General features: G+C 70.0%; 20 protein-coding genes. 12 read left to right on the forward strand and 8 right to left on the reverse strand.

What is annotated here, in order from left to right:
* Nucleotides 1–172: 172 nt before the first annotated feature.
* From ACIRQF_RS26970 to ACIRQF_RS26985, 4 genes are all read right to left on the reverse strand, one after another.
* The gene (locus ACIRQF_RS26970; RefSeq protein WP_382486912.1) at nucleotides 173–1777 is read right to left on the reverse strand and encodes an FAD-dependent oxidoreductase; all 1605 of its coding nucleotides are present in this window, start codon (nucleotides 1775–1777) and stop codon (nucleotides 173–175) included.
* 16 nt (nucleotides 1778–1793) lie between these two features.
* The gene (gene glpK, locus ACIRQF_RS26975) at nucleotides 1794–3341 is read right to left on the reverse strand and encodes a glycerol kinase GlpK (protein ID WP_382486909.1); all 1548 of its coding nucleotides are present in this window, start codon (nucleotides 3339–3341) and stop codon (nucleotides 1794–1796) included.
* A 35-nt stretch (nucleotides 3342–3376) separates the two neighbouring features.
* Nucleotides 3377–4162, reverse strand: coding sequence for an MIP/aquaporin family protein (locus ACIRQF_RS26980; protein WP_403531820.1), 786 nt, complete (start codon nucleotides 4160–4162; stop codon nucleotides 3377–3379).
* A gap of 266 nt (nucleotides 4163–4428) precedes the next feature.
* A complete protein-coding gene (locus tag ACIRQF_RS26985) occupies nucleotides 4429–5193 on the reverse strand; it encodes an IclR family transcriptional regulator (RefSeq protein WP_376637224.1) in 765 nt (254 codons plus the stop codon).
* A gap of 242 nt (nucleotides 5194–5435) precedes the next feature.
* Between ACIRQF_RS26985 and metH the strand changes: the two genes are divergently transcribed.
* The 4 genes from metH (at nucleotide 5436) to ACIRQF_RS27005 (ending at nucleotide 13495) form a co-directional block, all read left to right on the forward strand.
* Nucleotides 5436–8945 (forward strand): methionine synthase, encoded by a 3510-nt coding sequence (gene metH, locus ACIRQF_RS26990; protein ID WP_404095727.1) that lies wholly within the window; start codon nucleotides 5436–5438, stop codon nucleotides 8943–8945.
* A gap of 131 nt (nucleotides 8946–9076) precedes the next feature.
* Nucleotides 9077–9784, forward strand: coding sequence for an HAD family hydrolase (locus ACIRQF_RS26995; RefSeq protein ID WP_376638233.1), 708 nt, complete (start codon nucleotides 9077–9079; stop codon nucleotides 9782–9784).
* Between the two features lie 475 nt (nucleotides 9785–10259).
* Entirely contained in the window at nucleotides 10260–11849 is a 1590-nt protein-coding gene (locus ACIRQF_RS27000) for an ABC transporter substrate-binding protein (protein ID WP_376638232.1), read from the forward strand.
* Nucleotides 11850–11917: 68 nt separating this feature from the next.
* Nucleotides 11918–13495: an ABC transporter substrate-binding protein gene (locus tag ACIRQF_RS27005; RefSeq protein WP_404095731.1), complete on the forward strand. Its 1578-nt coding sequence runs from the start codon at nucleotides 11918–11920 to the stop codon at nucleotides 13493–13495.
* Nucleotides 13496–13558: 63 nt separating this feature from the next.
* Here ACIRQF_RS27005 and ACIRQF_RS27010 read toward each other — a convergent pair whose 3' ends face one another.
* Both ACIRQF_RS27010 and ACIRQF_RS27015 read right to left on the reverse strand, forming a co-directional pair.
* Nucleotides 13559–14230: a response regulator transcription factor gene (locus ACIRQF_RS27010; RefSeq protein WP_345490029.1), complete on the reverse strand. Its 672-nt coding sequence runs from the start codon at nucleotides 14228–14230 to the stop codon at nucleotides 13559–13561.
* A gap of 41 nt (nucleotides 14231–14271) precedes the next feature.
* Nucleotides 14272–15210: a RecB family exonuclease gene (locus ACIRQF_RS27015; RefSeq protein WP_404095735.1), complete on the reverse strand. Its 939-nt coding sequence runs from the start codon at nucleotides 15208–15210 to the stop codon at nucleotides 14272–14274.
* Between the two features lie 218 nt (nucleotides 15211–15428).
* On the opposite strand from ACIRQF_RS27015, the gene ACIRQF_RS27020 reads away from it, so the two are divergent.
* The 3 genes from ACIRQF_RS27020 (at nucleotide 15429) to ACIRQF_RS27030 (ending at nucleotide 18260) form a co-directional block, all read left to right on the forward strand.
* Nucleotides 15429–16562 carry a site-2 protease family protein gene (locus ACIRQF_RS27020; RefSeq protein WP_382486480.1) on the forward strand — a complete coding sequence of 378 codons (1134 nt, stop codon included), beginning with the start codon at nucleotides 15429–15431 and terminating at the stop codon, nucleotides 16560–16562.
* Between the two features lie 18 nt (nucleotides 16563–16580).
* Nucleotides 16581–17468: a tRNA (adenine-N1)-methyltransferase gene (locus ACIRQF_RS27025; RefSeq protein ID WP_376638229.1), complete on the forward strand. Its 888-nt coding sequence runs from the start codon at nucleotides 16581–16583 to the stop codon at nucleotides 17466–17468.
* A 231-nt stretch (nucleotides 17469–17699) separates the two neighbouring features.
* The gene (locus ACIRQF_RS27030) at nucleotides 17700–18260 is read left to right on the forward strand and encodes a hypothetical protein (RefSeq protein WP_404095738.1); all 561 of its coding nucleotides are present in this window, start codon (nucleotides 17700–17702) and stop codon (nucleotides 18258–18260) included.
* Nucleotides 18261–18284: 24 nt separating this feature from the next.
* Here the strand turns inward: ACIRQF_RS27030 and ACIRQF_RS27035 are convergent, their stop codons facing one another.
* Nucleotides 18285–18596 carry a ferredoxin gene (locus ACIRQF_RS27035; RefSeq protein WP_376638227.1) on the reverse strand — a complete coding sequence of 104 codons (312 nt, stop codon included), beginning with the start codon at nucleotides 18594–18596 and terminating at the stop codon, nucleotides 18285–18287.
* A gap of 242 nt (nucleotides 18597–18838) precedes the next feature.
* On the opposite strand from ACIRQF_RS27035, the gene arc reads away from it, so the two are divergent.
* The 5 genes from arc (at nucleotide 18839) to prcA (ending at nucleotide 24494) form a co-directional block, all read left to right on the forward strand.
* Complete coding sequence (arc, locus tag ACIRQF_RS27040; RefSeq protein WP_376638226.1) at nucleotides 18839–20605, forward strand: proteasome ATPase; 1767 nt, start codon at nucleotides 18839–18841, stop codon at nucleotides 20603–20605.
* Between the two features lie 182 nt (nucleotides 20606–20787).
* A complete protein-coding gene (gene dop, locus ACIRQF_RS27045; protein WP_389759223.1) occupies nucleotides 20788–22299 on the forward strand; it encodes a depupylase/deamidase Dop in 1512 nt (503 codons plus the stop codon).
* Between the two features lie 171 nt (nucleotides 22300–22470).
* A complete protein-coding gene (locus ACIRQF_RS27050; protein WP_030315996.1) occupies nucleotides 22471–22683 on the forward strand; it encodes a ubiquitin-like protein Pup in 213 nt (70 codons plus the stop codon).
* A 159-nt stretch (nucleotides 22684–22842) separates the two neighbouring features.
* The gene (gene prcB, locus ACIRQF_RS27055) at nucleotides 22843–23682 is read left to right on the forward strand and encodes a proteasome subunit beta (protein ID WP_404095743.1); all 840 of its coding nucleotides are present in this window, start codon (nucleotides 22843–22845) and stop codon (nucleotides 23680–23682) included.
* Between the two features lie 59 nt (nucleotides 23683–23741).
* Nucleotides 23742–24494 carry a proteasome subunit alpha gene (gene prcA / locus ACIRQF_RS27060; RefSeq protein WP_376638223.1) on the forward strand — a complete coding sequence of 251 codons (753 nt, stop codon included), beginning with the start codon at nucleotides 23742–23744 and terminating at the stop codon, nucleotides 24492–24494.
* 75 nt (nucleotides 24495–24569) lie between these two features.
* Here the strand turns inward: prcA and ACIRQF_RS27065 are convergent, their stop codons facing one another.
* Nucleotides 24570–25589, reverse strand: a complete 1020-nt coding sequence (locus ACIRQF_RS27065) for a LacI family DNA-binding transcriptional regulator (protein WP_404096101.1) — start codon at nucleotides 25587–25589, stop codon at nucleotides 24570–24572.
* Between the last annotated feature and the right edge of the window lie 79 nt (nucleotides 25590–25668).

The raw sequence follows: 25668 nt of genomic DNA on the forward strand, positions 1-25668 counted from the left end.
GCCTTATTATAAAAAAAATTTTAAAATACTTCAAACAACGCCGCCCCCCTTTTTTTCCGGCGGTGGGGGGGGGGGGCCCCCGGCCCCGGGGGGGGGGGGGGGGGGCGCCCCCGGGGGCCCCCCCCCCCGACCGCACTCCTCCGCTGTGCCGCCCGAACGCGGCGGCACACCGCTACTTGCGCAGCATGTCCTCGACCTTGCCGCGGACCTCGTCCGTGGCAAGACCGCGGATGGTCAGTGTGGTGCGGCGGCGCAGCACGTCGTCCGCGGTCTCCGCCCACTCGTGGTCGCGGGCGTAGGCGACCTGGGCCCAGATCTCCGGCGCGTCGGGGTGGACGCGCTCGGCGAGCTCGGGGTTCTCGTTCGCCATGCGGGCGATGTCGAAGGAGAGCGAGCCGTAATGGGTGGCCAGGTGCTTGGCCGTGTCGGCGGACATGCGCGGGCCGGGCGCCGGACCGTCCACGAGCAGCCGGTGGGCGACCGCGTTCGGGTTGGCGATGCCGGGCAGCGGCAGACGCTTGGGCAGCGTGGCGACCGGCTCGTAGTCGTCGCCGAGGGGGTGGCCCGGCAGCGACTCCAGCTTCTTCATGATGGTGCGGCCGATGTGGCGGAAGGTGGTCCACTTGCCGCCGGCCACCGACAGCATGCCGCCGCGGCCCTCGGTCACGACCGTCTCGCGCTTGGCCTTGGAGGTGTCGCCGGGACCACCCGGCAGTACCCGCAGGCCCGCGAAGGCGTAGGTGATCAGCGAGCGGTCGAGCTGCTGGTCGCGGATGGAGAAGGCGGCCTCGTCCAGGATCTGGGCGATGTCCTTGTCGTTGACCGCGACCTCGCCCGGCTCGCCCTCGTACTCCTCGTCGGTGGTGCCGAGCAGGAGCATGTCCTCCCAGGGGAGGGCGAAGGTGATCCGGTACTTGTCTATCGGGGTGGCCAGCGCGGCCTTCCACGGGGAGGTGCGCTTGAGGACCAGGTGGGCGCCCTTGGAGAGCCGGATGGAGGGGGCCGCGTTCGGGTCCTCCATCTTGCGCAGGTGGTCGACCCACGGGCCGGTCGCGTTGAGCACCAGGCGGGCGTCGACCCCGAACTCCTCGCCGGACATGCGGTCCCGGAGCTCGGCGCCGGTGACCCGGCCCCGGGTGAAGCGCAGGCCGGTGACCTCGGCGTGGTTGAGGACGACCGCGCCGGCGTCGACCGCGGCGCGGACCGTCATCAGGGCCATGCGGGAGTCGTTCATCTGGTCGTCGCCGTAGACGGCGACGGCCTTCAGGTTGTCCGTACGCAGCTCCGGCACGTCCTGGGCGGCCTTGGCGGGGCTCAGCAGGTGGCCGACGCCGTCGCCGAAGGCGGACAGGGCGCTGTAGGCGAACACGCCGGCGCCGAGCTTGGCCGCGCCGTGCGGGCCGCCCTTGTAGACGGGCAGGTAGAAGGTGAGCGGGTTCGACAGGTGGGGGGCCACCTGCCGGGAGACCGCGCGCCGCTCGAAGTGGTTCTCCGCGACCAGCTTGACCGCGCCGGTCTGCAGGTAGCGCAGACCGCCGTGGAGGAGCTTGGAGGAGGCGGAGGAGGTGGCGCCGGCGAAGTCGCCGGCGTCCACCAGGGCCACCCGCAGTCCGGACTGCGCGGCGTGCCAGGCGGTGGAGATGCCCAGGATGCCGCCGCCGATCACCAGGAGGTCGTACGTCGCCTTGGACAGCTGCTCCCGGGTCACGGCGCGGGTCGGAAGGGAACCGGCAGCCGGGTGCATCCCCAGGGAGGGGAGGCTCTGCAGGGTGGTCATCGCAACTTACTCCTCGTCAGTTCTCTTCTTCTTCGAGCCAGCCCATGGAGCGCTCTACGGCCTTGAGCCAGTTCTTGTACTCGCTGTCGCGCTTGCCGGCGTCCATGCGAGGGGTCCACTCGGCGGCCCGGCGCCAGTTGGCGCGCAGGGCGTCGGTGTCGGGCCAGAAGCCGACGGCCAGGCCGGCGGCGTAGGCGGCGCCGAGGCAGGTGGTCTCGGCGACCATCGGGCGCACGACGGGGGCGTCCAGGAAGTCCGAGAGGGTCTGCATCAGCAGGTTGTTGGAGGTCATGCCGCCGTCGACCTTGAGGGCGGTCAGCTCGACGCCCGAGTCCTTGGTCATGGCGTCGGTGATCTCGCGGGTCTGCCAGGCGGTGGCCTCGAGCACGGCGCGGGCGATGTGTGCCTTGGTGACGTACCGGGTGAGGCCGGCGATGACACCGCGGGCGTCGGAGCGCCAGTACGGGGCGAAGAGGCCCGAGAAGGCCGGGACGAAGTAGGCGCCGCCGTTGTCCTCGACGGAGGAGGCCAGCGTCTCGATCTCGGCTGCCGACTTGATGAGGCCCATCTGGTCGCGCATCCACTGGACGAGCGAACCGGTGACCGCGATCGAGCCCTCCAGGGCGTAGACCGGCTTCGCGTCGCCGATCTGGTAGCCGACGGTGGTCAGCAGGCCGCTGTAGGAGTTGATGATCTTGTCGCCGGTGTTCATCAGCATGAACGTTCCGGTGCCGTACGTGGACTTGGCCTCGCCCTCGGCGAAGCAGGTCTGGCCGAACAGGGCGGCCTGCTGGTCGCCGAGCGCGGAGGCGACCGGGACGCCGTCGAGGACGCCGCCCTTGACCGTGCCGTACACCTCGGCGGAGGAGCGGATCTCCGGCAGCACGGCGGCCGGGATCTCCATGGACTGCAGGATCTTCTCGTCCCAGGCCATGGTGTGGAGGTTCATCAGCATGGTGCGGGAGGCGTTGGTGACGTCGGTGACGTGGTGGCCCCCGTCGACGCCGCCCGTGAGGTTCCAGATGACCCAGGAGTCCATGGTGCCGAAGAGGATGTCGCCGCGGTCGGCGCGCTCGCGCAGGCCCTCGACGTTGTCGAGCAGCCAGCGGACCTTGGGGCCGGAGAAGTACGAGGCGAGGGGCAGGCCGGTCTCGCGGCGGAAGCGGTCCTGGCCGACGTTGCGGCCGAGCTCCTTGCACAGGGCGTCGGTGCGGGTGTCCTGCCAGACGAGGGCGTTGTGGACGGGCTCGCCGGTGGTCTTGTCCCAGAGCAGCGTGGTCTCGCGCTGGTTGGTGATGCCGATCGCCTTGACGTCGGCCGCGGTGATCCCGGCCTTGGCGATGGCGCCGGCGACGACCTCCTGGACGTTGGTCCAGATCTCGGTGGCGTCGTGCTCGACCCAGCCCGGCTTCGGGAAGATCTGCTCGTGCTCCTTCTGGTCGACGGAGACGATCCGGCCGTCCTTGTCGAAGACGATGCAGCGGGACGAGGTGGTGCCCTGGTCGATGGCGGCGATGAACGGCCCCGCGCCGTGAGAGGCGGCGGCGGTGTGGGCGTCGGTCACGGTGTACTCCAAGGGAGGTCTGGAAGAAGGACGGCTCAGGCGAACGCGATGTTGTAGATACCCGCGGCGATGGCGCCGCCGACCAGCGGGCCGACGACCGGGATCCAGGCGTAGCTCCAGTCGGATCCGCCCTTGTTCGGCAGCGGGAGCAGGGCGTGCACGATGCGCGGGCCGAGATCACGGGCCGGGTTGATGGCGTAGCCGGTCGGGCCGCCGAGCGAGAGGCCGATGGAGACGACGACGAAGGCGGTGATCAGGGCGCCGATGACGCCGAGGCCCTTGCCGCTGTCGTTGAGGCCCTGCGTGAGCACGGCGAGCACGAGCACGACGGTGCCGATGATCTCGGTGGCCAGGTTCTGCCAGGTGTTACGGATCTCCGGGCCGGTGGAGAAGACGCCCAGCACCGGGCCCGCCTTCGGCGAGGCCTTCTGGTCGACCATGCCCTCCTCGTGCGGCGTGGAGATGATCGACTCGTCGGTGAGGTGGGCCTGGAACTGCCCGTAGTAGGCGATCCAGACGAGCGCCGCGCCGATCATGGCGCCGAGCATCTGACCGGCGATGTACACCGGCACGTTGCTCCAGTCGCCGTCCTTGATCGCTATACCGATCGTCACGGCGGGGTTCAGATGGGCGCCGGAGAGGGAAGCGGTCATGTAGACCGCCGTCATGACGGCGAAGCCCCACCCGAAGGTGATCGCAAGCCAGCCCGCGTTGCGGGCCTTGGAGCTCTTCAGCGTGACGGCGGCGCAGACGCCACCGCCGAGCAGGATGAGTACGGCGGTACCGATGGTCTCGCCGAGGAAGATGTCGGAGCTGGACACCCGCGACTCCTTTGTCCTTCGTCCAGGGGAAGGCGAACCCCGGGTCCCTCCGGTGGTCCGCGCCCTCGTGTGAGGGCGATTTCGGCCCTTGGCACTGCCATACCTTAGCGCGTATTGCCGGTAGGTGTTCGACAATGCCGACCGATGAACGGAAGTTTTGCGCCACGGTTAACAGCGCGTCAAGGGTCCCGGGCGCGAAAAACCCGCCGATAACGCGATCGTTACCGACGGGTTTCAGGGGTGTCTGTACGGGCCCGGCCGCGGCCTCAGAAGCGGCCCGCCCCCAGGTCCCGGGAGACCGCCCGGGCGCAGTCCCGTACGGCCGCCACGAGCTCCGAGCGCAGCTCGCCCTCCGCGCAGACCCGCTCCACCGCGCCCGTGATGGCCACCGCGCCCACCGGCATCCGGCGCCGGTCGTGGATCGGCGCCGCCACCGAGGCCACGCCCTCCCAGGTCTCCTCCACGTCCGCGGCCCAGCCGCGCGCCCGGGTCATGTCGAGCAGGGACTCGAAGCCCGCGAGCTCCGTGACCGTCCGGGGTGTGAAGGGCTCCCTCTCGACCTCCAGCACCTCGCTGTGCGCCACCGGGTCGTACGCGGAGAGCACCTTGCCCAGGGCGGTGGAGTGCAGCGGCTGCATGGCCCCCACCTCCAGGACCTGACGGCTGTCGTCGGGCCGGAAGACGTGGTGGACGATGAGCACGCCCTGCTGGTGCAGCACGCCCAGATGGACGCTCTCGCCGCTGGAGCGCGCCAGGTCGTCCGTCCAGACCAGGGCCCGTGCGCGCAGCTCGTGCACGTCCAGATAGCTGTTGCCGAGCCGCAGCAGCTCGGCGCCCAGCTGGTAGCGGCCCGAGGGCCCGTCCTGCTCCACGAAGCCCTCGGCCTGGAGGGTGCGCAGGATGCCGTGCGCCGTGCCCTTGGCGAGGCCGAGGGAGGAGGCGATGTCGGACAGGCCCAGCCGGCGCTCGCCGCCCGCGAGCAGTCGCAGCATCGCCGCCGCCCGTTCAAGCGACTGGATGTTCTTCGCCATCGCCCGGCCCTTCTCCTCACATGCTGTTCGACAATGCTGAACACTATCGGTCGATGCCGACCTCGTGTCACACCAACAGTGTCGGACATGAACGGGCCGGACCGGGAGTCCCCGCACACAGGATGCAGTCCACCAGTCGGAATCCCATGTCCAGCCCGGCGCGCTCGCGGTTAGTCTGGGCCAGTGCACCCTCCTCAGGGGGTGCAAAGCCGACAGCCGTCGCATCCCAGGGAGCTCAATCCATGGCCTCGTCGCCGACCCCTTCCGCAGACCTCCGCAATCGCGCGGCAGCGCTCCGCGAAGCACTCGCCACCCGAGTCGTCGTCGCCGACGGCGCCATGGGGACCATGCTCCAGGCACAGGACCCCACTCTCGAGGACTTCCAGAACCTCGAGGGCTGCAACGAGATCCTGAACGTCACCCGGCCCGACATCGTCCGTTCGGTCCATCACGAGTACTTCTCCGCCGGCGTGGACTGCGTGGAGACGAACACCTTCGGTGCCAACTTCGCCGCGCTCGGCGAGTACGACATCCCCGAGCGGGTCCACGAGCTGTCCGAGGCCGGTGCGCGGATCGCCCGCGAGGTCGCCGACGAGTTCACGGCGAGCACCGGGCAGCAGCGCTGGGTCCTCGGCTCGATGGGTCCCGGCACGAAGCTGCCGACCCTCGGCCACGCCCCGTACACGGCGCTGCGTGACGCCTACCAGCAGAACGCCGAGGGTCTGCTCGCCGGCGGCGCCGATGCCCTGCTCGTCGAGACCACCCAGGACCTGCTGCAGACGAAGGCGTCGATCATCGGCGCCCGCCGCGCCCTCGACACCCTCGGCGTCGACGTCCCGCTGATCTGTTCCGTCACCGTCGAGACGACGGGCACCATGCTGCTGGGCTCGGAGATCGGCGCCGCGCTGACGGCGCTGGAGCCGCTGGGCATCGACATGATCGGCCTCAACTGCGCCACCGGACCGGCCGAGATGAGCGAGCACCTGCGCTACCTCGCCCGCCACTCGCGCATCCCGCTGTCCTGCATGCCGAACGCCGGCCTGCCGGTGCTCACCTCCGACGGCGCCCACTACCCGCTGTCCCCGGCCGAGCTCGCCGACGCCCAGGAGACCTTCGTCCGCGAGTACGGGCTCTCCCTGATCGGCGGCTGCTGCGGCACGACCCCCGAGCACCTGCGCCAGGTGGTCGAGCGCGTCCGCGACCTCACCCCGCAGCCCCGCGAGCCCCGCCCCGAGCCCGGCGCCGCCTCGCTCTACCAGACCGTCCCGTTCCGTCAGGACACGTCGTACCTGGCGATCGGTGAGCGGACGAACGCGAACGGGTCGAAGAAGTTCCGCGAGGCGATGCTGGAGGCCCGGTGGGACGACTGTGTGGAGATGGCGCGCGACCAGATCCGTGAGGGCGCGCACATGCTGGACCTGTGCGTGGACTACGTGGGCCGTGACGGTGTCGCGGACATGGAGGAGCTGGCGGGTCGTTTCGCGACCGCGTCGACGCTGCCGATCGTGCTGGACTCCACCGAGGTGGAGGTCATCCGGGCCGGTCTGGAGAAGCTGGGTGGCCGGGCGGTCATCAACTCGGTCAACTACGAGGACGGCGACGGTCCGGAGTCGCGGTTCGCGAAGGTCACCCGCCTGGCACAGGAGCACGGTGCGGCGCTGATCGCGCTGACGATCGACGAGGAGGGCCAGGCCCGCACGGTCGAGAACAAGGTCGCCATCGCCGAGCGTCTGATCGCCGACCTGACCGGCAACTGGGGCATCCTCGAGTCCGACATCCTCATCGACACCCTCACGTTCACGATCTGCACGGGTCAGGAGGAGTCGCGCAGGGACGGTATCGCGACGATCGAGGCGATCCGTGAGCTGAAGCGGCGGCATCCGCTGGTGCAGACGACGCTGGGTCTGTCGAACATCTCCTTCGGTCTGAACCCGGCCGCCCGGATCCTGCTGAACTCGGTGTTCCTGGACGAGTGCGTGAAGGCGGGGCTGGACTCGGCGATCGTGCACGCGTCGAAGATCCTGCCGATCGCGCGTTTCGACGAGGAGCAGGTGCAGACGGCACTCGACCTCATCTACGACCGCCGTGCCGAGGGCTACGACCCGCTGCAGAAGCTGATGGCGCTGTTCGAGGGTGCGACGGCGAAGTCGCTGAAGGCCGGCAAGGCGCAGGAGCTCGCCGCGCTGCCGCTGGAGGAGCGTCTGAAGCGGCGGATCATCGACGGTGAGAAGAACGGTCTGGAGGCGGACCTCGACGAGGCCCTGACCACGACCCCGGCTCTCGACATCGTCAACAACACGCTGCTGGACGGCATGAAGACGGTCGGTGAGCTGTTCGGCTCCGGTCAGATGCAGCTGCCGTTCGTGCTCCAGTCCGCCGAGGTCATGAAGACCGCGGTGGCCCATCTGGAGCCCCACATGGAGAAGTCGGACGCCGAGGGCAAGGGCACGATCGTCCTGGCCACGGTCCGCGGTGACGTCCACGACATCGGCAAGAACCTCGTCGACATCATCCTCTCCAACAACGGCTACAACGTGGTCAACCTGGGCATCAAGCAGCCCGTTTCCGCGATCCTGGAAGCCGCCGAGGAGCACGCGGCCGACGTGATCGGCATGTCCGGTCTGCTGGTGAAGTCGACCGTGATCATGAAGGAGAACCTGGAGGAGCTCAACCAGCGCGAGCTGGCCGCCAAGTACCCCGTGATCCTCGGCGGCGCCGCCCTCACCCGGGCCTACGTCGAGCAGGACCTGCACGAGATCTACCAAGGCGAGGTCCGCTACGCCCGCGACGCGTTCGAGGGCCTGCGTCTCATGGACGCCCTCATCGCGGTCAAGCGCGGCGTCCCCGGCGCGACCCTGCCCGAGCTCAAGCAGCGCCGGGTCGCCAAGGGCGCCGGCACCCTGCAGGTCGACGAGCCGGAGCCCGGCGGGCGCTCCGACGTCGCCACCGACAACCCGGTGCCGACCCCGCCGTTCTGGGGCACCCGGGTCGTCAAGGGCATCCCCCTCAAGGACTACGCGAGCTGGCTCGACGAGGGCGCCCTGTTCAAGGGCCAGTGGGGCCTCAAGCAGAACCGGGCCGGTGACGGACCGTCGTACGAGGAGCTGGTGGAGACCGAGGGCCGGCCGCGGCTGCGCGGCTGGCTGGAGCGCCTGCACACGGAGAACCTGCTGGAGGCGGCCGTCGTGCACGGCTACTTCCCCTGCGTCTCCAAGGGCGACGACCTGATCATCCTCGACGACGCGGGCAACGAGCGCACCCGCTTCACCTTCCCGCGCCAGCGCCGAGGCCGCCGGCTCTGCCTGGCGGACTTCTTCCGCCCGGAGGAGTCCGGCGAGACCGACGTCGTCGGCCTCCAGGTCGTCACCGTCGGGTCGAGGATCGGCGAGGCCACCGCCAAGCTCTTCGAGTCCGACTCGTACCGCGACTACCTGGAGCTGCACGGCCTCTCCGTGCAGCTGGCCGAGGCCCTGGCCGAGTACTGGCACGCCCGGGTCCGCGCCGAGCTCGGCTTCGCCGGAGAGGACCCCGCGGACGTCGAGGACATGTTCGCGCTCAAGTACCGCGGCGCGCGCTTCTCGCTCGGCTACGGCGCCTGCCCCGACCTGGAGGACCGGGCGAAGATCGCCGAGCTCCTGGAGCCCGAGCGGATCGGAGTCCACCTGTCGGAGGAGTTCCAGCTCCACCCCGAGCAGTCCACGGACGCCATCGTCATCCATCACCCGGAGGCGAAGTACTTCAACGCTCGGTAACCGGGGCGGGGGTAAATCCCTGCGCCTGGTGTGAACCGGACGTACACTGGTCGGTCCAGTGCAGGCCGGTCGCCCACCCCCGTGCCGGGGTGGGTGGCCGGCCTCTTCGTCCCTCCGTGGAGGTGTGCCGGATGACCAGTACGGTCCCCGCGTCCTTGTTCCGTGCCAACGGCAGCTCCGCCCTGCAGGCGGTCTTCCTCGACATGGACGGCACCCTCGTCGACACCGAGGGCTTCTGGTGGGACGCGGAGGTCGAGGTCTTCGCCGACCTCGGACACCGCCTCGACGAGGCCTGGCGGGACGTCGTCGTCGGCGGGCCGATGACCCGCAGCGCCGGCTACCTCATCGAGGCCACGGGCGCGGACATCACGGTGGAGGAGCTCACCGTCCTGCTCAACCAGAAGTTCGAGCAGCGCATCGACCGCGGCGTGCCGCTGATGCCGGGCGCCGACCGACTGCTCACGGAGCTGGCCCGGCACGACATCCCCACCGCCCTGGTCTCGGCCTCGCACCGCCGGATCATCGACCGGGTGCTCGCCTCCCTGGGGGCCGACCGCTTCGCGCTGACCGTCGCGGGCGACGAGGTGGTCCGTACGAAGCCGCATCCGGAGCCGTATCTGACCGCCGCCCGCGGGGTCGGGGCCGATCCGGTGCTCTGCGCGGTCGTCGAGGACACGGCGACCGGGGTCGCGGCCGCCGAGGCGGCCGGCTGCAGGGTCGTCGCGGTGCCCTCCGTCGCCCCCATCGCGCCCTCGGCGGGGCGGGTCGTCGTGCGTTCCCTGGAGGACGTCGACGTGCCCTTCCTGCGGACGCTGATCGCCACGCCCAGGGGGCTCTGAGCCCTCCGGCCCACCCTGCGAAGCCCTCGTAGCTTCGCTTTCGGAAACGAACAGGCCATCCGCCGAAAAGGACCCTGAGTGACATTGGTCACCCAGCGTGTCGGTCGGCGGGTGGCCTGTCTGCGTGCCGTGTCCGGAACATGACGTTTACGGCCCGCCCATGTGTCCTGATTCGCTACACCCCGTACGAATCATTCCGGCGCATGACTATCGAACGCACCGTATTCATGCCCGACGGACGCTCGCTCCCGCGACCCTCGCCGTCCTGAGGGCGCGGTACCGCCCACTAATCTTTCGCGAGTACTCCGCCGCACCATCCGCGTGCCCCGGCGCCCACCCAAGTCGCCGTCCCCGCAGGACCGATCGCACCCCGTACCGGCCCGATCGACCGCCCCGACCGGGCGGCCGGCGGAGTGACCGAAGCCGCTGTACGTGCCGGCCGTCACCCCGTGCCGGATGAGGAGAACGTTCCCCGATGAACCGCAAGACCCTGGTGCTGCCCCTCGCGGCCGCACTGCTCACCCCCCTGCTCGCCGGCTGCGGCGGAGGGGACCAGAGCAGAGCGATCGTCGTCGGGACCACGGACCAGTTCGTCGCGACCGAGGACGCTCCCGCGCCGCTCGACCCGGCCTTCGCCTACGACACCGGCGCCTGGAACATCCTGCGCCAGACCGTACAGACCCTCATGCGCGTCCCGCGCGGCAGCGGCCGGCCCGTCCCCGAGGCCGCCCAGAGCTGCGGTTTCTCCGACAAGGAGAGCGAGAGCTACCGCTGCACGCTCCGCGAGGGCCTGACCTTCGCCGACGGCACGCCGGTCACCGCCGAGGACGTGAAGTTCTCCGTCGAGCGCGTCCTCGCGATCAAGTCCGACAACGGCACCGCCGCGCTGCTCTCGAACATCGACGCCGTCGAGACCAAGGGCGAGCTCGAGGTGATCTTCCACCTCAAGACCCCCGACGCGACCTTCCCGTACAAGATCTCCACCCCCGTCGCCGGCATCCTCAGCAAGGCCAAGTACGAGGGCAAGGCGCTGCGCGAGGGCTTCGACGTCGACGGGTCCGGCCCGTACACGATGAAGACCGAGACCGACGGCGACAAGGTGACGAAGTTCGTCTTCACCAAGAACGCCAAGTACAAGGGCGACATCACCCTGCGCAACGACAAGGTCGAGCTGCGCACCTTCGGCGACGCCGACGGGATGGACAAGGCGCTGCGCGACGACAGCATCGACATGGCCGCCCGCGCCATGTCGACCGCGCAGATCAAGGAACTCACCGAGAAGCCCCAGGAGGGCATCGACCTCACCGAGGTCCCCGGCCTGGAGATCCGCTACCTCGGCTTCAACACCAAGGCTCCCGCCGTCGACGAGAAGGCCGTCCGGCAGGCCATGGCCTCCGTCGTCGACCGCGGCCGCCTCGTCGAGCAGGTCTACGGCCCCACCGCGGAGCCGCTCTACTCGCTGATCCCCTCCAGCATCACCGGCCACGCCACCTCGTTCATCGACACCTACGGCCAGCCGGACACCGCCAAGGCCGCCAAGATCCTGCGCGACGCCGGCGTGAAGACCCCCGTCAAGGTCACCCTGAACTACACCACCGACCACTACGGCGCCGAGACGGCCAAGGAGTTCGAGGCCCTGCGCGGCCAGCTCAACGCCACCAAGCTCTTCGACGCCCGCATCCAGGGCACCGAGTGGTCCAAGTTCCGCCCGGCGCAGAAGCGCGGCGACTACGCCGTCTACGGCCTCGGCTGGTTCCCGGACTACCCGGACCCGGACAACTACGTCGCTCCGTTCCTCGACAGCGACAACTTCCTCAACACCCCCTATGTCAATCAGTCGGTCCGTGACCGGCTGATCCCGCAGTCGCGCCGCGAGGCCGACCGCACCGCCGCGACCCCCGTCTACGAGCAGATCCAGAAGATCGTCGCCAAGGACGTACCCGTGCTGCCGCTGTGGCAGGGCAAGCAGTACGTCGCCGCGCGCGACGACGTCACCGGCGTCGAGTGGGCGCTGAACACCTCCTCCGACCTGCTCCTGTGGGAGCTCGGACGCGGCACCGCCTGACCCCTTCGTCGTACCGGCCGCGCAGCCGTTGCGCGGCCGGCCTGGTAAGAGATCAAGAGGCAAGTTCTGTGAAGGCACACAACAAGTGGCTGACGGCTCCGCTCGCTGCGGGCCTGGCCGCCACCCTGCTCAGCGGCTGCGGCACCGAACAGGGCGGCGACGCCGGCGGCTCCGGAGCCGCCGTGCGCGTCGGCATGTCGGACGAGATCCTGGCGACCGACCCCGCCGCCGGTTACGACCCCGGCTCGTGGCTGTTGTTCAACAACGTCTTCCAGTCCCTGATCGCCTTCCCGAAGGGCGGCTCCGAGCCCGAGCCCGAGGCCGCCGAGAAGTGCGGCTTCTCGGGCGGCAGCACGGTCTACACCTGCACCCTGCGCGAGGGCCTCAAGTTCTCCAACGGCAACCCGCTCACCTCGGAGGACGTCAAGTTCTCCTTCGAGCGCGCGCTCAAGATCGCCGACCCCAACGGCCCCGCCCCGCTGCTCGCCTCGATCGCCTCCATCGAGACCCCCGACGAGAAGACCGTCGTCTTCAGGCTGAAGACCCCCGACGCCACCTTCCCCAGCAAGATCGCCTCGGGCGCCGGCTCCATCGTCGACCACCGCGAGTACCCGGCCGACGCGCTGCGCACCGACGGCAAGGCCGTCGGCTCCGGCCCGTACAAGCTCGACGCCTTCAGCGAGACCGAGGCCGTCTTCACCGCCAACGACACCTACCAGGGCAACGCCAAGCGGAAGAACGACGCCGTCACGCTCAAGCTCTACGGCGGCGACCGCGAGGCCCTCGCCAAGGCCTTCTCGGCCGGCGAGGTCGACGTCGCCTACCGAGGCCTGTCCGCCGGCGACATCGCCACCCTGGAGAACGCCCAGGACGACAAGGGCATCCAGGTCGTCCAGGGCTCCAGCGCCGAGGTCCAGCACATGGTCTTCAACGTCAAGGACCCGGTCGTCGGCAAGCTCGGCGTCCGCAAGGCCATCGCCCACCTCGTCAACCGCGAGGCGCTCGTCCAGGACGTCTACCAGTCGACCGCGACGCCGCTGTACTCCATCGTCCCGGCCGGCATCGCCGGACACGCCACCTCGTTCTTCGACACCTACGGCGAGCCCGACAAGGCCAAGGCGAAGAAGGCGCTGCGCGACGCCGGGATCACCGGCAAGGTCAAGCTCACCCTCTGGTCCACCCCGAACCGCTTCGGCCCCTCCACCGACCAGATGATGGAGGCCATAGCCGACCAGCTCAACGAGAGCGGCCTGTTCGAGGCCAAGGTCGAGTCCGTGCCGTTCGAGCAGTACGAGAAGGACATCGCGGCCGGCAAGTACGGCGTGTACGTCCGCGGCTGGGTCCCCGACTACCCGGACGCCGACAACTTCACCACCCCGTTCTTCGGCGACGACAACGTCCTCGGCAACCGCTACAAGAACGCCCTCATCACGGGCGAGCTGCTGCCCGCCGTCGCCGCGTCCCCCGACCGCGCCTCGACCGGCTCCACCTACAACAGGGTGCAGGACCTCGTCGCCGACGAGCTCCCGCTGCTGCCGCTGTGGCAGGGCAAGCAGTACGCCGTCGCCCGCGAGGACGTCACCGGCCTGGAGTGGACCCTGGACGCGTCCACCGTCTTCCGCTTCTGGGAGATCAAGAAGGGCTGACCGGAACCCGGTACGCGAAAGGGCCCGGCGCGCAGCTCGCGCGCCGGGCCCTTCCGCATACGGTCACTGCGCGCCGGGGCGCACCAGCCCGCTCTCGTACGCGTACACCGCAGCCTGCACCCGGTCGCGCAGACCCAGCTTCGTCAGGACATGGCCCACGTGCGTCTTGACGGTCGTCTCGCTGACGAAAAGGTCCGCCGCGATCTCCGCGTTCGACAGACCGCGCGCCACCAGCTTCAGCACCTCGACCTCACGGTCGGTCAGCGTGTTCAGCGTGTCCGGCACCTGCTCCTCGCCGGAGGGCAGGTGCGCCGAGTACTTGTCCAGCAGCCGGCGCGTGATCGACGGCGCCAGCATCGCCTCGCCGGCCGCGACCACCCGGATCGCCTGCACCAGCTCGTGCGCCGGTGCGTCCTTCAGGAGGAAGCCGCTCGCCCCCGCGCGCAGCGCCTCCACCACGTACTCGTCCAGGTCGAACGTGGTCAGCACCAGGACCTTGGCCGGGCCGTCCCGGCCCGGACCGGTGATCTGCCGGGTGGCCTCCACACCGTCCATCCGCGGCATCCGGATGTCCATGAGCACCACGTCGGGCTGCAGCGCCCGCACCTGGTCCAGCGCCTGCAAGCCGTCCCCTGCCTCACCCACCACCGCGATGTCCTGCTCCGCCTCCAGGATCATCCGGAAACCGGTGCGCAGCAGCGGCTGGTCGTCGACCAGTAGGACGCGGATAGCCACGAACAACTCCTTCATCGGCCCGCATGCGGCCCGGACGGACCTCAGACGGCGGGCGGGACCTGATCCATTCTGCCCTGACCCCCCTGGCCGAGTCCGCCCGGCTCCGCCGGGCGCACGGGCACCACGGGCAGCGGATACACCGGGGGAGTGCCGCCGAACTCCGGACACACCGCCTGGTGATCGCACCAGCCGCAGAGCTTGGTGGGGCGCGGCCGCCAGTCGCCCGTCTCCGTCGCCAGCCGGATCGCCTCCCACAGCGCGAGCAGCTTGCGCTCCACCCGCAGCAGATCGGCCTCCACCGGGTCGTACGTCAGCACCTCACCGCTGCCCAGGTAGACCAGCTGCAGCCGGCGCGGCACCACGTTCTTCAGCCGCCAGACCACCAGCGCGTAGAACTTCATCTGGAACAGCGCGCCCTCGCTGTACTCGGGGCGGGGCGCCTTGCCCGTCTTGTAGTCGACGATCCGCACCTCGCCCGTCGGCGCCACGTCGACCCGGTCGATCACTCCGCGCAGCCGCAGCCCCGACGCCAGCTCCGTCTCCACGAACAGCTCACGCTCCGCCGGCTCCAGCCGGGTCGGGTCCTCCAGCGTGAACCACCGCTCGACCAGCCTCTCCGCCTCCGAAAGCCACCGGGCCAGCCGCTCGGCCGGAGGCTCCGTGGGGTCCCCGGCACCGTCACCGCCCTCGGCGAAGAGCTCGCCCAGCTCCGGACGCGACGCCAGCAGCCGGTCCCACTGGCCCGGGATCAGCGCCTTCGCCCGCGGAGCCGTACGCTCCACGGCCGGCGCGTCGAACAGGCGCTCAAGGACCGCGTGCACCAGCGTCCCGCGCGTCGCCGCCGCACTCGGCTTCTCCGGCAGCCGGTCGATCACCCGGAACCGGTACAGCAGCGGGCACTGCATGAAGTCACTCGCCCGCGAAGGCGACAGCGACATGGGCGCCCGGGGCTCCACCGGCGGCTGCTCGCTCGTAGTCATGACACAGACCCTACGACCCGGCACCGACAGCCACGGCCCACCCGACCCTGATCCACCGGACGGGCCCTCGCGGAATACCATCGACGCAGGAGCCCGTCGCGCTGCATGATCGATCCGTGACCGAGCGCGCGGACCGAGCAGCTCGGCGACGAAAGGAACCCGTGAACCAGGACGAGTCCAAGCCGCAGCGGACCGAGGACCCGGGCGGCGGCATCCTCATGGGCCGGCCCTTCGGCGTGCCCGTCTACGTGGCGCCCAGCTGGTTCCTGGTCGCCGCCCTGATCACCTGGGTCTTCGGCGACCAGATCGAACGCGTCCTGCCCGACCTCGGCGCCGCACGCTACCTCGTCTCCCTCTTCTTCGCGATCGCCTTCTACGCCTCCGTGCTCGTCCACGAACTGGCCCACACCCTCGCCGCGCTCCGCTTCAAGCTCCCGGTACGCCGCATCCAGCTCCAGTTCTTCGGCGGCGTCTCCGAGATCGACAAGGAGACCGAGACCCCCGGCCGCGAGTTCGTCCTCGCCTTCGTCGGCCCGCTGCTCTCCCTCCTGCTCGCCGGGATCTTCTACCTCACCCTGTACGTCGTCGAGCCCGGCACCGTCCCCGGTGTCCTCCTCGGCGGCCTGATGATCTCCAACCTGATCGTCGCGATCTTCAACCTCCTGCCCGGCCTGCCCCTCGACGGCGGCCGCATGCTCCGCGCCGTCGTCTGGAAGCTCACCGGCAACCCCATGAGCGGCACCGTCGCCGCCGCCTGGGTCGGCCGGGCGCTCGCCGTCACCGTCCTCATCGGACTCCCGCTGCTCACCCGCACCGGACTCCTCGGCAACTCCACCGAGAACATCTCCGGCTTCACCACCGTCACCGACGCCCTGCTCGCCGCCATCCTCGCCGCGATCATCTGGACCGGCGCCGGCAACAGCCTCCGCATGGCCCGGCTGCGCGAGCACCTCCCCGAGCTGCGCGCCCGCACCCTCACCCGCCGCGCCATCCCGGTCGAGACCGCCACCCCGCTCTCCGAGGCCCTCCGCCGCGCCAACGAGGCCGGCGCCCGCGCCCTCGTCGTCGTCGACGGCCACGGCACCCCGACCGGCATCGTCCGCGAGACCGCCATCGCCGGCGTCCCCCAGCACCGCCGCCCCTGGGTCGCGGTCAGCTCCCTCTCCCAGGACCTCGTCGACGGCATGAAGGTCCCCGTCGACCTCACCGGCCAACCCCTCCTCGACCACCTCCGCGCCAGCCCCGCCACCGAATACCTCGTCGTCGAGGACAGCGGCGAGATCTACGGGGTCCTCTCCACCGCCGACGTCGAGAAGGCCTTCGTGAAGGCCATGGCACGACCCGGTTCGTAGGCCCGGTACCCTGTTCACATGTCCGAACCGACCGGTGCCGCCCGCCGACGCGGGCCCTTCAAGGTCGGGGACCAGGTTCAGCTGACCGACCCCAAGGGCCGTCACTACACGTTCACGCTCGAAGAGGGAAAGAACTTCCACACCCACAAGGGTTCTTTCCCGCACGACGAACTGATCGGCGCCCCCGAGGGCAGCGTTGTCCGTACCACCGGAAACGTCGCCTACCTCGCGCTGCGCCCCCTGCTCCCCGACTACGTCCTGTCCATGCCCCGCGGCGCCGCCGTGGTCTACCCCAAGGACGCGGGGCAGATCCTGGCCTTCGCCGACATCTTCCCCGGCGCACGCGTCGTCGAGGCGGGCGTGGGCTCGGGCTCGCTCAGCTCCTTCCTGCTGCGCGCCATCGGCGACAACGGCATGCTGCACTCCTACGAGCGCCGCGAGGACTTCGCCGAGATCGCCAAGGGCAACGTCGAGCGCTACTTCGGCGGCCCCCACCCCGCGTGGCAGCTGACCGTCGGTGACCTCCAGGACAACCTGTCCGACACCGACGTCGACCGCGTCATCCTCGACATGCTCGCCCCCTGGGAGTGCCTGGAGGCCGTCTCCAAGGCGCTCGTCCCCGGCGGCATCCTCTGCTGCTACGTGGCCACCACCACGCAGCTCGCCCGCACCGTGGAGTCCATCCGCGAGTTCGGCTGCTACGCCGAGCCGCAGCCCTGGGAATCCATGATCCGCAACTGGCACGTCGAGGGCCTGGCCGTCCGCCCGGACCACCGGATGATCGGCCACACCGGTTTCCTCGTCACCGCCCGCCGCCTCGCGGACGGCGTCGAGCCCCCGATGCGCCGCCGCCGGCCCGCCAAGGGCGCCTACGGCGAGGACTACGAGGGCCCCAACAAGGGCTGAGGCCCCCGAAGGGGCTGACGCCCCGACAACGCGCGCGTGCCGCCGCCGAGTTCCCGCCCCCGGGCGCGGAAGTCGACGGCGGCACCCTCATGTTCGGCCCAGGTACGGCACGCGCCTGCGACCGCCCCGCCGCGGCGTACGACAAGGGCCGACCCGCCTGTTCCGCCACCCTGTGACGTGTGGCACGATGCCCGCAACTCCTTCCGCACCGCCTCACAGGAGACTTCTCGCGTGCAGACCTCCGCCGTCACGGACCTGGCGCACACCCACGCCCGGCCGGTGCACTGGCTGGCCACCGCCACCGCGATGGCCGGAGTCGTCGCCCTCGCGGGCCTCGCCCAGCCCGGTCCCGCCGGAGCCGCCGCGGCCCCCGCCCCGCTGCCCGCCCCCGACGCCGCCACCGCGCACTACCCGCTCGCGTGCGGGGGAGCCCCCAGCAAGATCGCCCAGCGGGCCACCGGAGACCTCGACGGCGACGGAAACCCCGAGACCGTCGCAGTCGTACACTGCGAAGCCGGCTCCGGGACGCCGCCCAGCGGCATCTACGTACTCACCCGCGGCAAGGGCGCCGGCGCCCCCGCCGCACGCGTCGTGGCCACCCTCGTGGAGCCCTCGCAGCTCAAGAACGTCAGCGGCTTCGCCGTACGCGACGGCGCCGTCCAGGCCACCCTGCTCGGCTACTCGTCCCCCGACGTACCCAGCTGCTGCCCCGACCAGCGCGAGCAGGTGACATGGCGCTGGCGAGGGGGAACCTTCGTCCGCAGCGGCCAGGCCGAAGCGCGCGCCGTCTGACCCGGCGCACCCGTCACCGGGCGGTCACTCGGCGTCGGGACCGTACACCTCGACGCCGTCACCGACCCGCCGTACATGGATGCAGTCGCCCGGGCACTCCTTCGCGGAGTCCACCACGTCGAGCAGCAGCGGCAACGGCACCGGGGTCGTCGCCCCCGGCTCCTGCAACAGCTCGTCGTCCGCGCTCTTCACATACGCGAGCCCGTCGATGTCGAGCTCGAAGACCTCCGGCGCGTACTGGACGCAGATCCCGTCCCCGGTGCACAGGTCCTGGTCGATCCAGACCTCGAGCGCCTCCTCGGCACCTGCGGCCGGGGCCTCCTGCTGCACGGTCATGTCTCCTGCCGTTTCTGCGTCGCGCGGGTAAGTCGGGCCAAGCCTGACGGGTGTTGACCACCCACGACGATACAACTGCCTGCTTTTGCAATGACCGGCGGTGGGTATTTCCCTGGCGTGAGGGGAAGCGCAAGGGTGAAGATCGGACACACCTCGGAGTCTTTTTGATCTAGGGGTTTCAATCATCACCCACCCAGGTAGGGTCAGGAAGCGTCCAGCTCCCCTTGGAGGAGGTGAGGACCGTGGCAGCCCACGACGACGACATCAACCGCGGCATCCGGCCGGGGCGGGGGTCTGAGGACCCCGCCGGCCAGGTTGCCTATCTCGAGCAGGAAATCGCCGTCCTGCGCCGCAAGCTCGCCGACTCTCCGCGTCACACGAGGATTCTCGAGGAGCGGATCGTCGAGCTGCAGACGAACCTGGCCGGCGTGTCCGCTCAGAACGAGCGACTCGCCAATACGCTCCGTGAGGCCCGGGACCAGATCGTGGCCCTCAAGGAGGAGGTCGACCGGCTCGCCCAGCCGCCGGCCGGCTTCGGTGTCTTCCTGCAGGCGAATGAGGACGGCACGTGCGACATCTTCACCGGGGGCCGCAAGCTCCGGGTGAACGTCAGCCCCAGCGTCGAGCTCGACGAGCTCAGGCGGGGCCAGGAAGTCATGCTCAACGAAGCGCTCAACGTGGTCGAGGCCATGGAATTCGAGCGCGCCGGCGACATCGTCACCCTCAAGGAGATCCTCGAGGACGGCGAGCGCGCCCTGGTGATCGGGCACACCGACGAGGAACGGGTGGTGCGGCTCGCCGAGCCCCTGCTGGACATCACCATCCGCCCCGGCGACGCCCTGCTCCTGGAACCCAGGTCCGGCTACGTCTACGAGGTCGTCCCCAAGAGCGAGGTCGAAGAACTCGTCCTCGAAGAGGTCCCCGACGTCGACTACGACAAGATCGGCGGCCTGGGCAACCAGATCGAGCTGATCCGTGACGCCGTCGAGCTCCCCTACCTCTACCCGGACCTCTTCAAGGAACACGAACTGCGGCCCCCGAAGGGCATCCTGCTCTACGGCCCGCCCGGCTGCGGCAAGACGCTGATCGCGAAGGCCGTCGCCAACTCCCTTGCCAAGAAGGTCGCCGAGGTGACCGGCCAGCCCGCTGGGAAGTCCTACTTCCTGAACATCAAGGGCCCCGAGCTCCTCAACAAGTACGTCGGCGAGACCGAGCGGCACATCCGCCTCGTCTTCCAGCGTGCCCGGGAGAAGGCGAGCGAGGGCACCCCCGTCATCGTCTTCTTCGACGAGATGGAATCCCTCTTCCGCACCCGCGGATCCGGTGTCAGCTCGGACGTGGAGAACACCATCGTCCCGCAGCTGCTCGCCGAGATCGACGGCGTGGAGGGCCTGGAGAACGTCATCGTCATCGGCGCCTCCAACCGCGAGGACATGATCGACCCCGCGATCCTGCGGCCCGGCCGGCTCGACGTCAAGATCAAGATCGAGCGTCCGGACGCGGAGGCCGCCAAGGACATCTTCGCCAAGTACCTCACCTCCACCCTCCCGCTGCACGCCGACGACCTCGCCGAGCACAGCGGATCGAAGGAGGCCGCTGCCCACGGAATGATCCAGTCCGTGGTCGAGCAGATGTACGCGGAATCCGAGGAGAACCGCTTCCTCGAGGTCACGTACGCCAACGGCGACAAGGAAGTCCTCTACTTCAAGGACTTCAACTCCGGCGCGATGATCCAGAACATCGTCGACCGGGCCAAGAAGATGGCCATCAAGGCATTCCTCGACCACGACCAGAAGGGCATTCGCGTCTCCCACCTCCTCCAGGCCTGCGTGGACGAGTTCAAGGAGAACGAGGACCTTCCCAACACCACCAACCCCGACGACTGGGCCCGCATCTCCGGAAAGAAGGGCGAGCGGATCGTCTTCATCCGCACCCTCGTCACCGGAAAGCAGGGCGCGGACACCGGTCGCTCCATCGACACGGTGGCCAATACCGGTCAGTACCTGTAGTGACGCGCAACTCGCAGTGACGCGCACCGGCTGCGGATGTCCGGAGAACGGACATCCGCAGCCGTCGCTTTCCACTCACGTATTCGCTTTTGATCTCCCCGTACGCGCGCGGCCGCTCTAGGCTCGTGGGTACCGCCGAATCACGCACTGTGCGGGGAGCGGCGCCGGGCAAGGAGGGCCGCATGACCGTACGGCGAGTAATGGGCATCGAGACGGAGTACGGGATCTCCGTCCCGGGGCACCCCAACGCCAATGCCATGCTCACCTCGTCCCAGATCGTCAACGCCTACGCGGCGGCGATGCACCGGGCGCGCCGCGCCCGCTGGGACTTCGAGGAAGAGAATCCGCTGCGGGACGCCCGCGGCTTCGACCTCGCCCGCGAGGCCGCCGACTCCAGCCAGCTCACCGACGAGGACATCGGCCTCGCCAACGTCATCCTCACCAACGGCGCCAGGCTCTACGTGGACCACGCCCACCCCGAGTACAGCGCCCCCGAGGTCACCAACCCCCGCGACGCCGTCCTCTGGGACAAGGCCGGCGAACGGATCATGGCCGAGGCCGCCGAACGGGCCGCCCAGCTCCCCGGCGCCCAGCCCATCCACCTCTACAAGAACAACACCGACAACAAGGGCGCGTCCTACGGCACGCACGAGAACTACCTGATGAAGCGGGAGACCCCCTTCTCGGACATCGTGCGCCACCTGACGCCCTTCTTCGTCTCCCGCCAGGTCGTCACCGGGGCCGGCCGCGTCGGCATCGGCCAGGACGGACGCGAGAACGGCTTCCAGCTCAGCCAGCGCGCCGACTACTTCGAGGTCGAGGTCGGCCTGGAGACCACCCTCAAGCGCCCCATCATCAACACCCGCGACGAACCCCACGCGGACGCCGAGAAGTACCGGCGACTGCACGTGATCATCGGAGACGCCAACCTCTCCGAGATCTCCACCTACCTCAAGCTGGGCACCACCGCGCTGGTCCTCTCCATGATCGAGGACGCCTTCATCACCGTCGACCTCGCCGTCGACCAGCCCGTCCGCACCCTCCACCAGGTCTCCCACGACCCGTCCCTCCAGTACCTGCTCACGCTGCGCAGCGGCCGGACACTCACCGCGGTGCAGCTCCAGATGGAGTACTTCGAGCTGGCCCGGAAGTACGTGGACGAGCGCTACGGGTCGGACGCCGACGAGCAGACCAAGGACGTCCTGGTCCGCTGGGAGGACACGCTCAACCGGCTGGAGAACGACCCGATGAGCCTGGCCGGCGAGCTGGACTGGGTCGCCAAGCGGGAGCTCATGGAGGGCTACCGCCGGCGCGACGCCCTGGACTGGGACGCCGCCCGCCTGCACCTGGTCGACCTCCAGTACGCGGACGTGCGCCCCGACAAGGGGCTGTACAACCGTCTGGTGGCCCGAGGACGCATGAAGCGCCTCCTGGACGAGCCGACGGTGGAACGGGCCGAGACCAGCCCTCCGGAGGACACCAGGGCCTACTTCCGCGGCCGCTGCCTGGAGCAGTACGCGGACGACGTGGCCGCCGCTTCCTGGGACTCGGTCATCTTCGACCTGCCCGGCCGGGACTCCCTCCAGCGCGTACCGACCCTGGAACCCCTCCGGGGTACCCGGAACCACGTGAAGGAGCTGCTCGACCGCTGCCGGACGGCGGAGGAACTCGTCCGCTTCCTTTCCGGCGGCTGAAAAGCAACGGGATTCGCCGTTCCCGGGCGCGGCTGAAATGCCCGGGGACTGGGAATCATGGAAGCAGTGCCCGGACGTTCTCGAAACTGCGGGGCCGATGTCAGTCCCGGCTTGTAGGGTCTGATCTTGAGAGACCTACACGAGCGGGCCGATTCGAGCGGGGTGAGGTTTATGGCGACCAAGGACACCGGCGGCGGACAGCAGAAGGCGACGCGTTCCACGGAGGAGGTCGAGGAGACCACCACGGAGGCGAGCTCCGACCTCCAGGAGCGCCAGGAGAAGCTGAGCGACGACGTCGACTCGGTCCTGGACGAAATCGACGACGTGCTCGAGGAGAACGCCGAGGACTTCGTTCGGTCCTTCGTGCAAAAGGGTGGCGAGTAGCCGCTGCGGCGAGCCTGTCGCCCTCCGTCCCCGGAGCCCCGGAAAGCCGCGGGCCCGGGGACGGATGACAGGCACCGGCACGGGTAAGGTCCGTGCACAGTACGCAAGATCGGCCCGCGCGTCCCACGGCGGGCCGTCGTTCCCATCGGAAGGAATCGCGTGGAAGCCAACCCTCGTAGTATCGGGCGTCTGCCGGCGGCCTTCCTGACGCCGGGCTCGTCCTCGTTCATCGACTTCCTCGCCGGCCACTCGCCCGAGATGCTCCCGGGAAACCGGAAGCTCCCCGAGGGGATCGTCGAGGCGCCGCACGGCACCACCATCGTCGCCGCGACGTTCCCGGGCGGGGTCGTGCTCGCCGGTGACCGGCGGGCGACCATGGGGAACATGATCGCCCAGCGGGACATCGAGAAGGTGTTCCCGGCCGACGAGTACTCCGCGGTCGGCATCGCCGGCACGGCCGGTCTCGCCGTGGAGATGGTCAAGCTGTTCCAGCTGGAGCTGGAGCACTTCGAGAAGGTGGAGGGCGCGACGCTCTCCCTGGAGGGCAAGGCCAACCGCCTGTCCACGATGATCCGCAGCAACCTCGGCATGGCCATGCAGGGCCTCGCCGTCGTCCCGCTCTTCGCCGGCTGGGACGAGGGCCGGGAGAAGGGCCGGATCTTCTCCTACGACGTCACCGGCGGCCGCTCCGAGGAGCACGGGTACGCCGCCACCGGCTCGGGCTCGATCTTCGCGCGCGGGTCGATGAAGAAGCTCTACCGGGACGACCTGACCGAGCAGCAGGCCACCACGCTCGTCGTCCAGGCGCTGTACGACGCGGCGGACGACGACTCGGCCACCGGCGGTCCGGACCTGGCCAGGCGCATCTTCCCGATCGTCACCGTCATCACCGACGAGGGCTTCCGCAGGCTGACGGAGACGGAGTCCTCCGACCTGGCCCGGTCGATCACCGAGCGGCGTCTGGAGCAGCCCGACGGGCCGCGCGCCGCCCTGCTCTGACCACTCGACCGTTGAAGCCCTCCAGAGCCCTTCAGACCGGAAGAAAGGGACGGTAGCCGGTGTCCACGCCGTTCTATGTCTCACCTCAGCAGGCCATGGCCGACCGGGCCGAGTACGCCCGCAAGGGCATCGCCCGCGGCCGCAGCCTGGTCGTCCTCCAGTACGCCGACGGCATCGTCTTCGTCGGCGAGAACCCGTCCCGCGCACTGCACAAGTTCAGCGAGATCTACGACCGGATCGGCTTCGCCGCCGCCGGCAAGTACAACGAGTACGAGAACCTGCGGATCGGCGGCGTGCGCTACGCCGACCTACGCGGCTACACCTACGACCGTGACGACGTCACGGCCCGCGGTCTGGCCAACGTGTACGCCCAGACGCTGGGCACCATCTTCTCCAGCGCCGGCGAGAAGCCGTACGAGGTGGAGCTGGTCGTCGCCGAGGTGGGCGCGGAGCCCGAGGGCGACCAGATCTACCGGCTGCCGCACGACGGCTCGATCGTCGACGAGCACGGTTCGGTCGCGGTGGGCGGCAACGCGGAGCAGATCAGCTCCTTCCTGGACCAGCGGCACCGTGACGGGATGTCGCTCGCCGAGGCGCTGAAGCTGGCCGTGCAGGCGCTGTCCCGGGACACCAACGGCACCGAGCGGGAGATCCCCGCGGACCGGCTGGAGGTGGCGGTGCTGGACCGTACCCGTCCGCAGCAGCGCAAGTTCAAGCGGGTCCTCGGCCGGCAGTTGAAGCGCCTGCTGGAGGCCGACGACGCGGCCGTCGCGAAGACGGACGACCCCTCGGACGAGGCCGCCGAGGAGTAGGCGCCGACGAACGGCACGGAGGGCCCCGGGGCCGCGGTGACGCGGTTCCGGGGCCCTTCGTCGTGGCGAGGGGTGTCAGGCGGCCGGTGCGGGGCCCGAGGAGGCCCGGGGGACCAGACTGACGGGCAGATCGCCCCGCTCGGGCTCGCGGCCGTCCAGGACGGCGAGCAGGGCGGCCATGCCCCGTTCGCCGATGCGTTCGGCGGGCAGGCCGACGGTGGTGAGCTCGGGTTCGACGGCGGTGGCGAGGGCCAGGTCGTCGAAGCCGGTGACGGACAGGTCCTCGGGGACCCGGAGTCCGAGCCGCCGGGCGGCCTTGCAGGCGCCGGCGGCCAGGATGTCGTCGTCGCAGACGACGGCGGTGGGCCGGGGCCCCGGTGCGGTGAGGGCCCGCTCGGTGGCCTCGCGGGCGCCCTGGACGTCGAGGGGGGCCCGTACGGTCGTCACCTCGGTGCCGGCGAGGGCGTCCGCGAGGGCGGCGGCCCGGACGTCGAAGGTCCAGGACGGCACGGCCGAGGCGAGGTGCAGGAAGCGCCGGTGGCCGAGGCCGAGGAGGTGGGCGGTGACCTGGCGCATGCCGTCGGCGATGTCGAGGTTCACATGGGCGGCGGCGCCGGTGTCGGCGGGGTCGCTGTCGAGCATGACGAGGGGGAGGTCGGTGCCGCGGAAGGCCTTGAGGGCGTCGGAGGCCATCGAGGAGGCGATGACGCCGTCGAGGGCGGCCCGGGCGGAGGCGAAGGGGTCCCTGGCGGGGCCGACGCCGTCGGGGGAGGGGTAGAGCACGACGCCGAAGCCGTGCCGGGCGGCGACGGTCGCGGCGCCGGTGTAGACCCGGGCGAAGAACTCGTTGGTGAGTGCCGGGACGACGAGGAGCGCCGTACGGGTCCGGCCGAGGCGCAGATTGCGGGCGGCGATGTTGGGGCGGTAGCCCAGTTCGGCGGCGGCCTCGCGCACGGCGGCGGCGGTGCGTTCGGAGACCCGGCCGCGCCATTTGTCGCCGAGGACGAGGGAGACCGTGGCCTGGGAGACCCCGGCCGCCCGGCCGACATCGCGGCTGGTGGGACGGCTCCCGCCGATGGGTTCCGGGCTGTGCACTCGTACCTCCGCGGCGGTTTGCTGCAGGACCGTTCCGGCGCGCGGGGTGGACCGGCGCGTTGCGGTCATGGTACGTATG

Origin of the sequence: Streptomyces sp. NPDC101191, assembly GCF_044767915.1 — a bacterium.
GTDB lineage: Bacteria > Actinomycetota > Actinomycetes > Streptomycetales > Streptomycetaceae > Streptomyces.

Coding starts and splice junctions, on each gene's coding strand:
- ACIRQF_RS26970 (WP_382486912.1), bottom strand. CDS start 1,777: ATGACCACCCTGCAGAGCCTCCCCTCCCTGGGGATGCACCCGGCTGCC.
- ACIRQF_RS26985 (WP_376637224.1), bottom strand. CDS start 5,193: ATGGCGAAGAACATCCAGTCGCTTGAACGGGCGGCGGCGATGCTGCGA.
- metH (WP_404095727.1), top strand. CDS start 5,436: ATGGCCTCGTCGCCGACCCCTTCCGCAGACCTCCGCAATCGCGCGGCA.
- ACIRQF_RS26995 (WP_376638233.1), top strand. CDS start 9,077: ATGACCAGTACGGTCCCCGCGTCCTTGTTCCGTGCCAACGGCAGCTCC.
- ACIRQF_RS27000 (WP_376638232.1), top strand. CDS start 10,260: ATGAACCGCAAGACCCTGGTGCTGCCCCTCGCGGCCGCACTGCTCACC.
- ACIRQF_RS27015 (WP_404095735.1), bottom strand. CDS start 15,210: ATGACTACGAGCGAGCAGCCGCCGGTGGAGCCCCGGGCGCCCATGTCG.
- ACIRQF_RS27020 (WP_382486480.1), top strand. CDS start 15,429: ATGGGCCGGCCCTTCGGCGTGCCCGTCTACGTGGCGCCCAGCTGGTTC.
- ACIRQF_RS27025 (WP_376638229.1), top strand. CDS start 16,581: ATGTCCGAACCGACCGGTGCCGCCCGCCGACGCGGGCCCTTCAAGGTC.
- ACIRQF_RS27035 (WP_376638227.1), bottom strand. CDS start 18,596: ATGACCGTGCAGCAGGAGGCCCCGGCCGCAGGTGCCGAGGAGGCGCTC.
- dop (WP_389759223.1), top strand. CDS start 20,788: ATGACCGTACGGCGAGTAATGGGCATCGAGACGGAGTACGGGATCTCC.
- ACIRQF_RS27050 (WP_030315996.1), top strand. CDS start 22,471: ATGGCGACCAAGGACACCGGCGGCGGACAGCAGAAGGCGACGCGTTCC.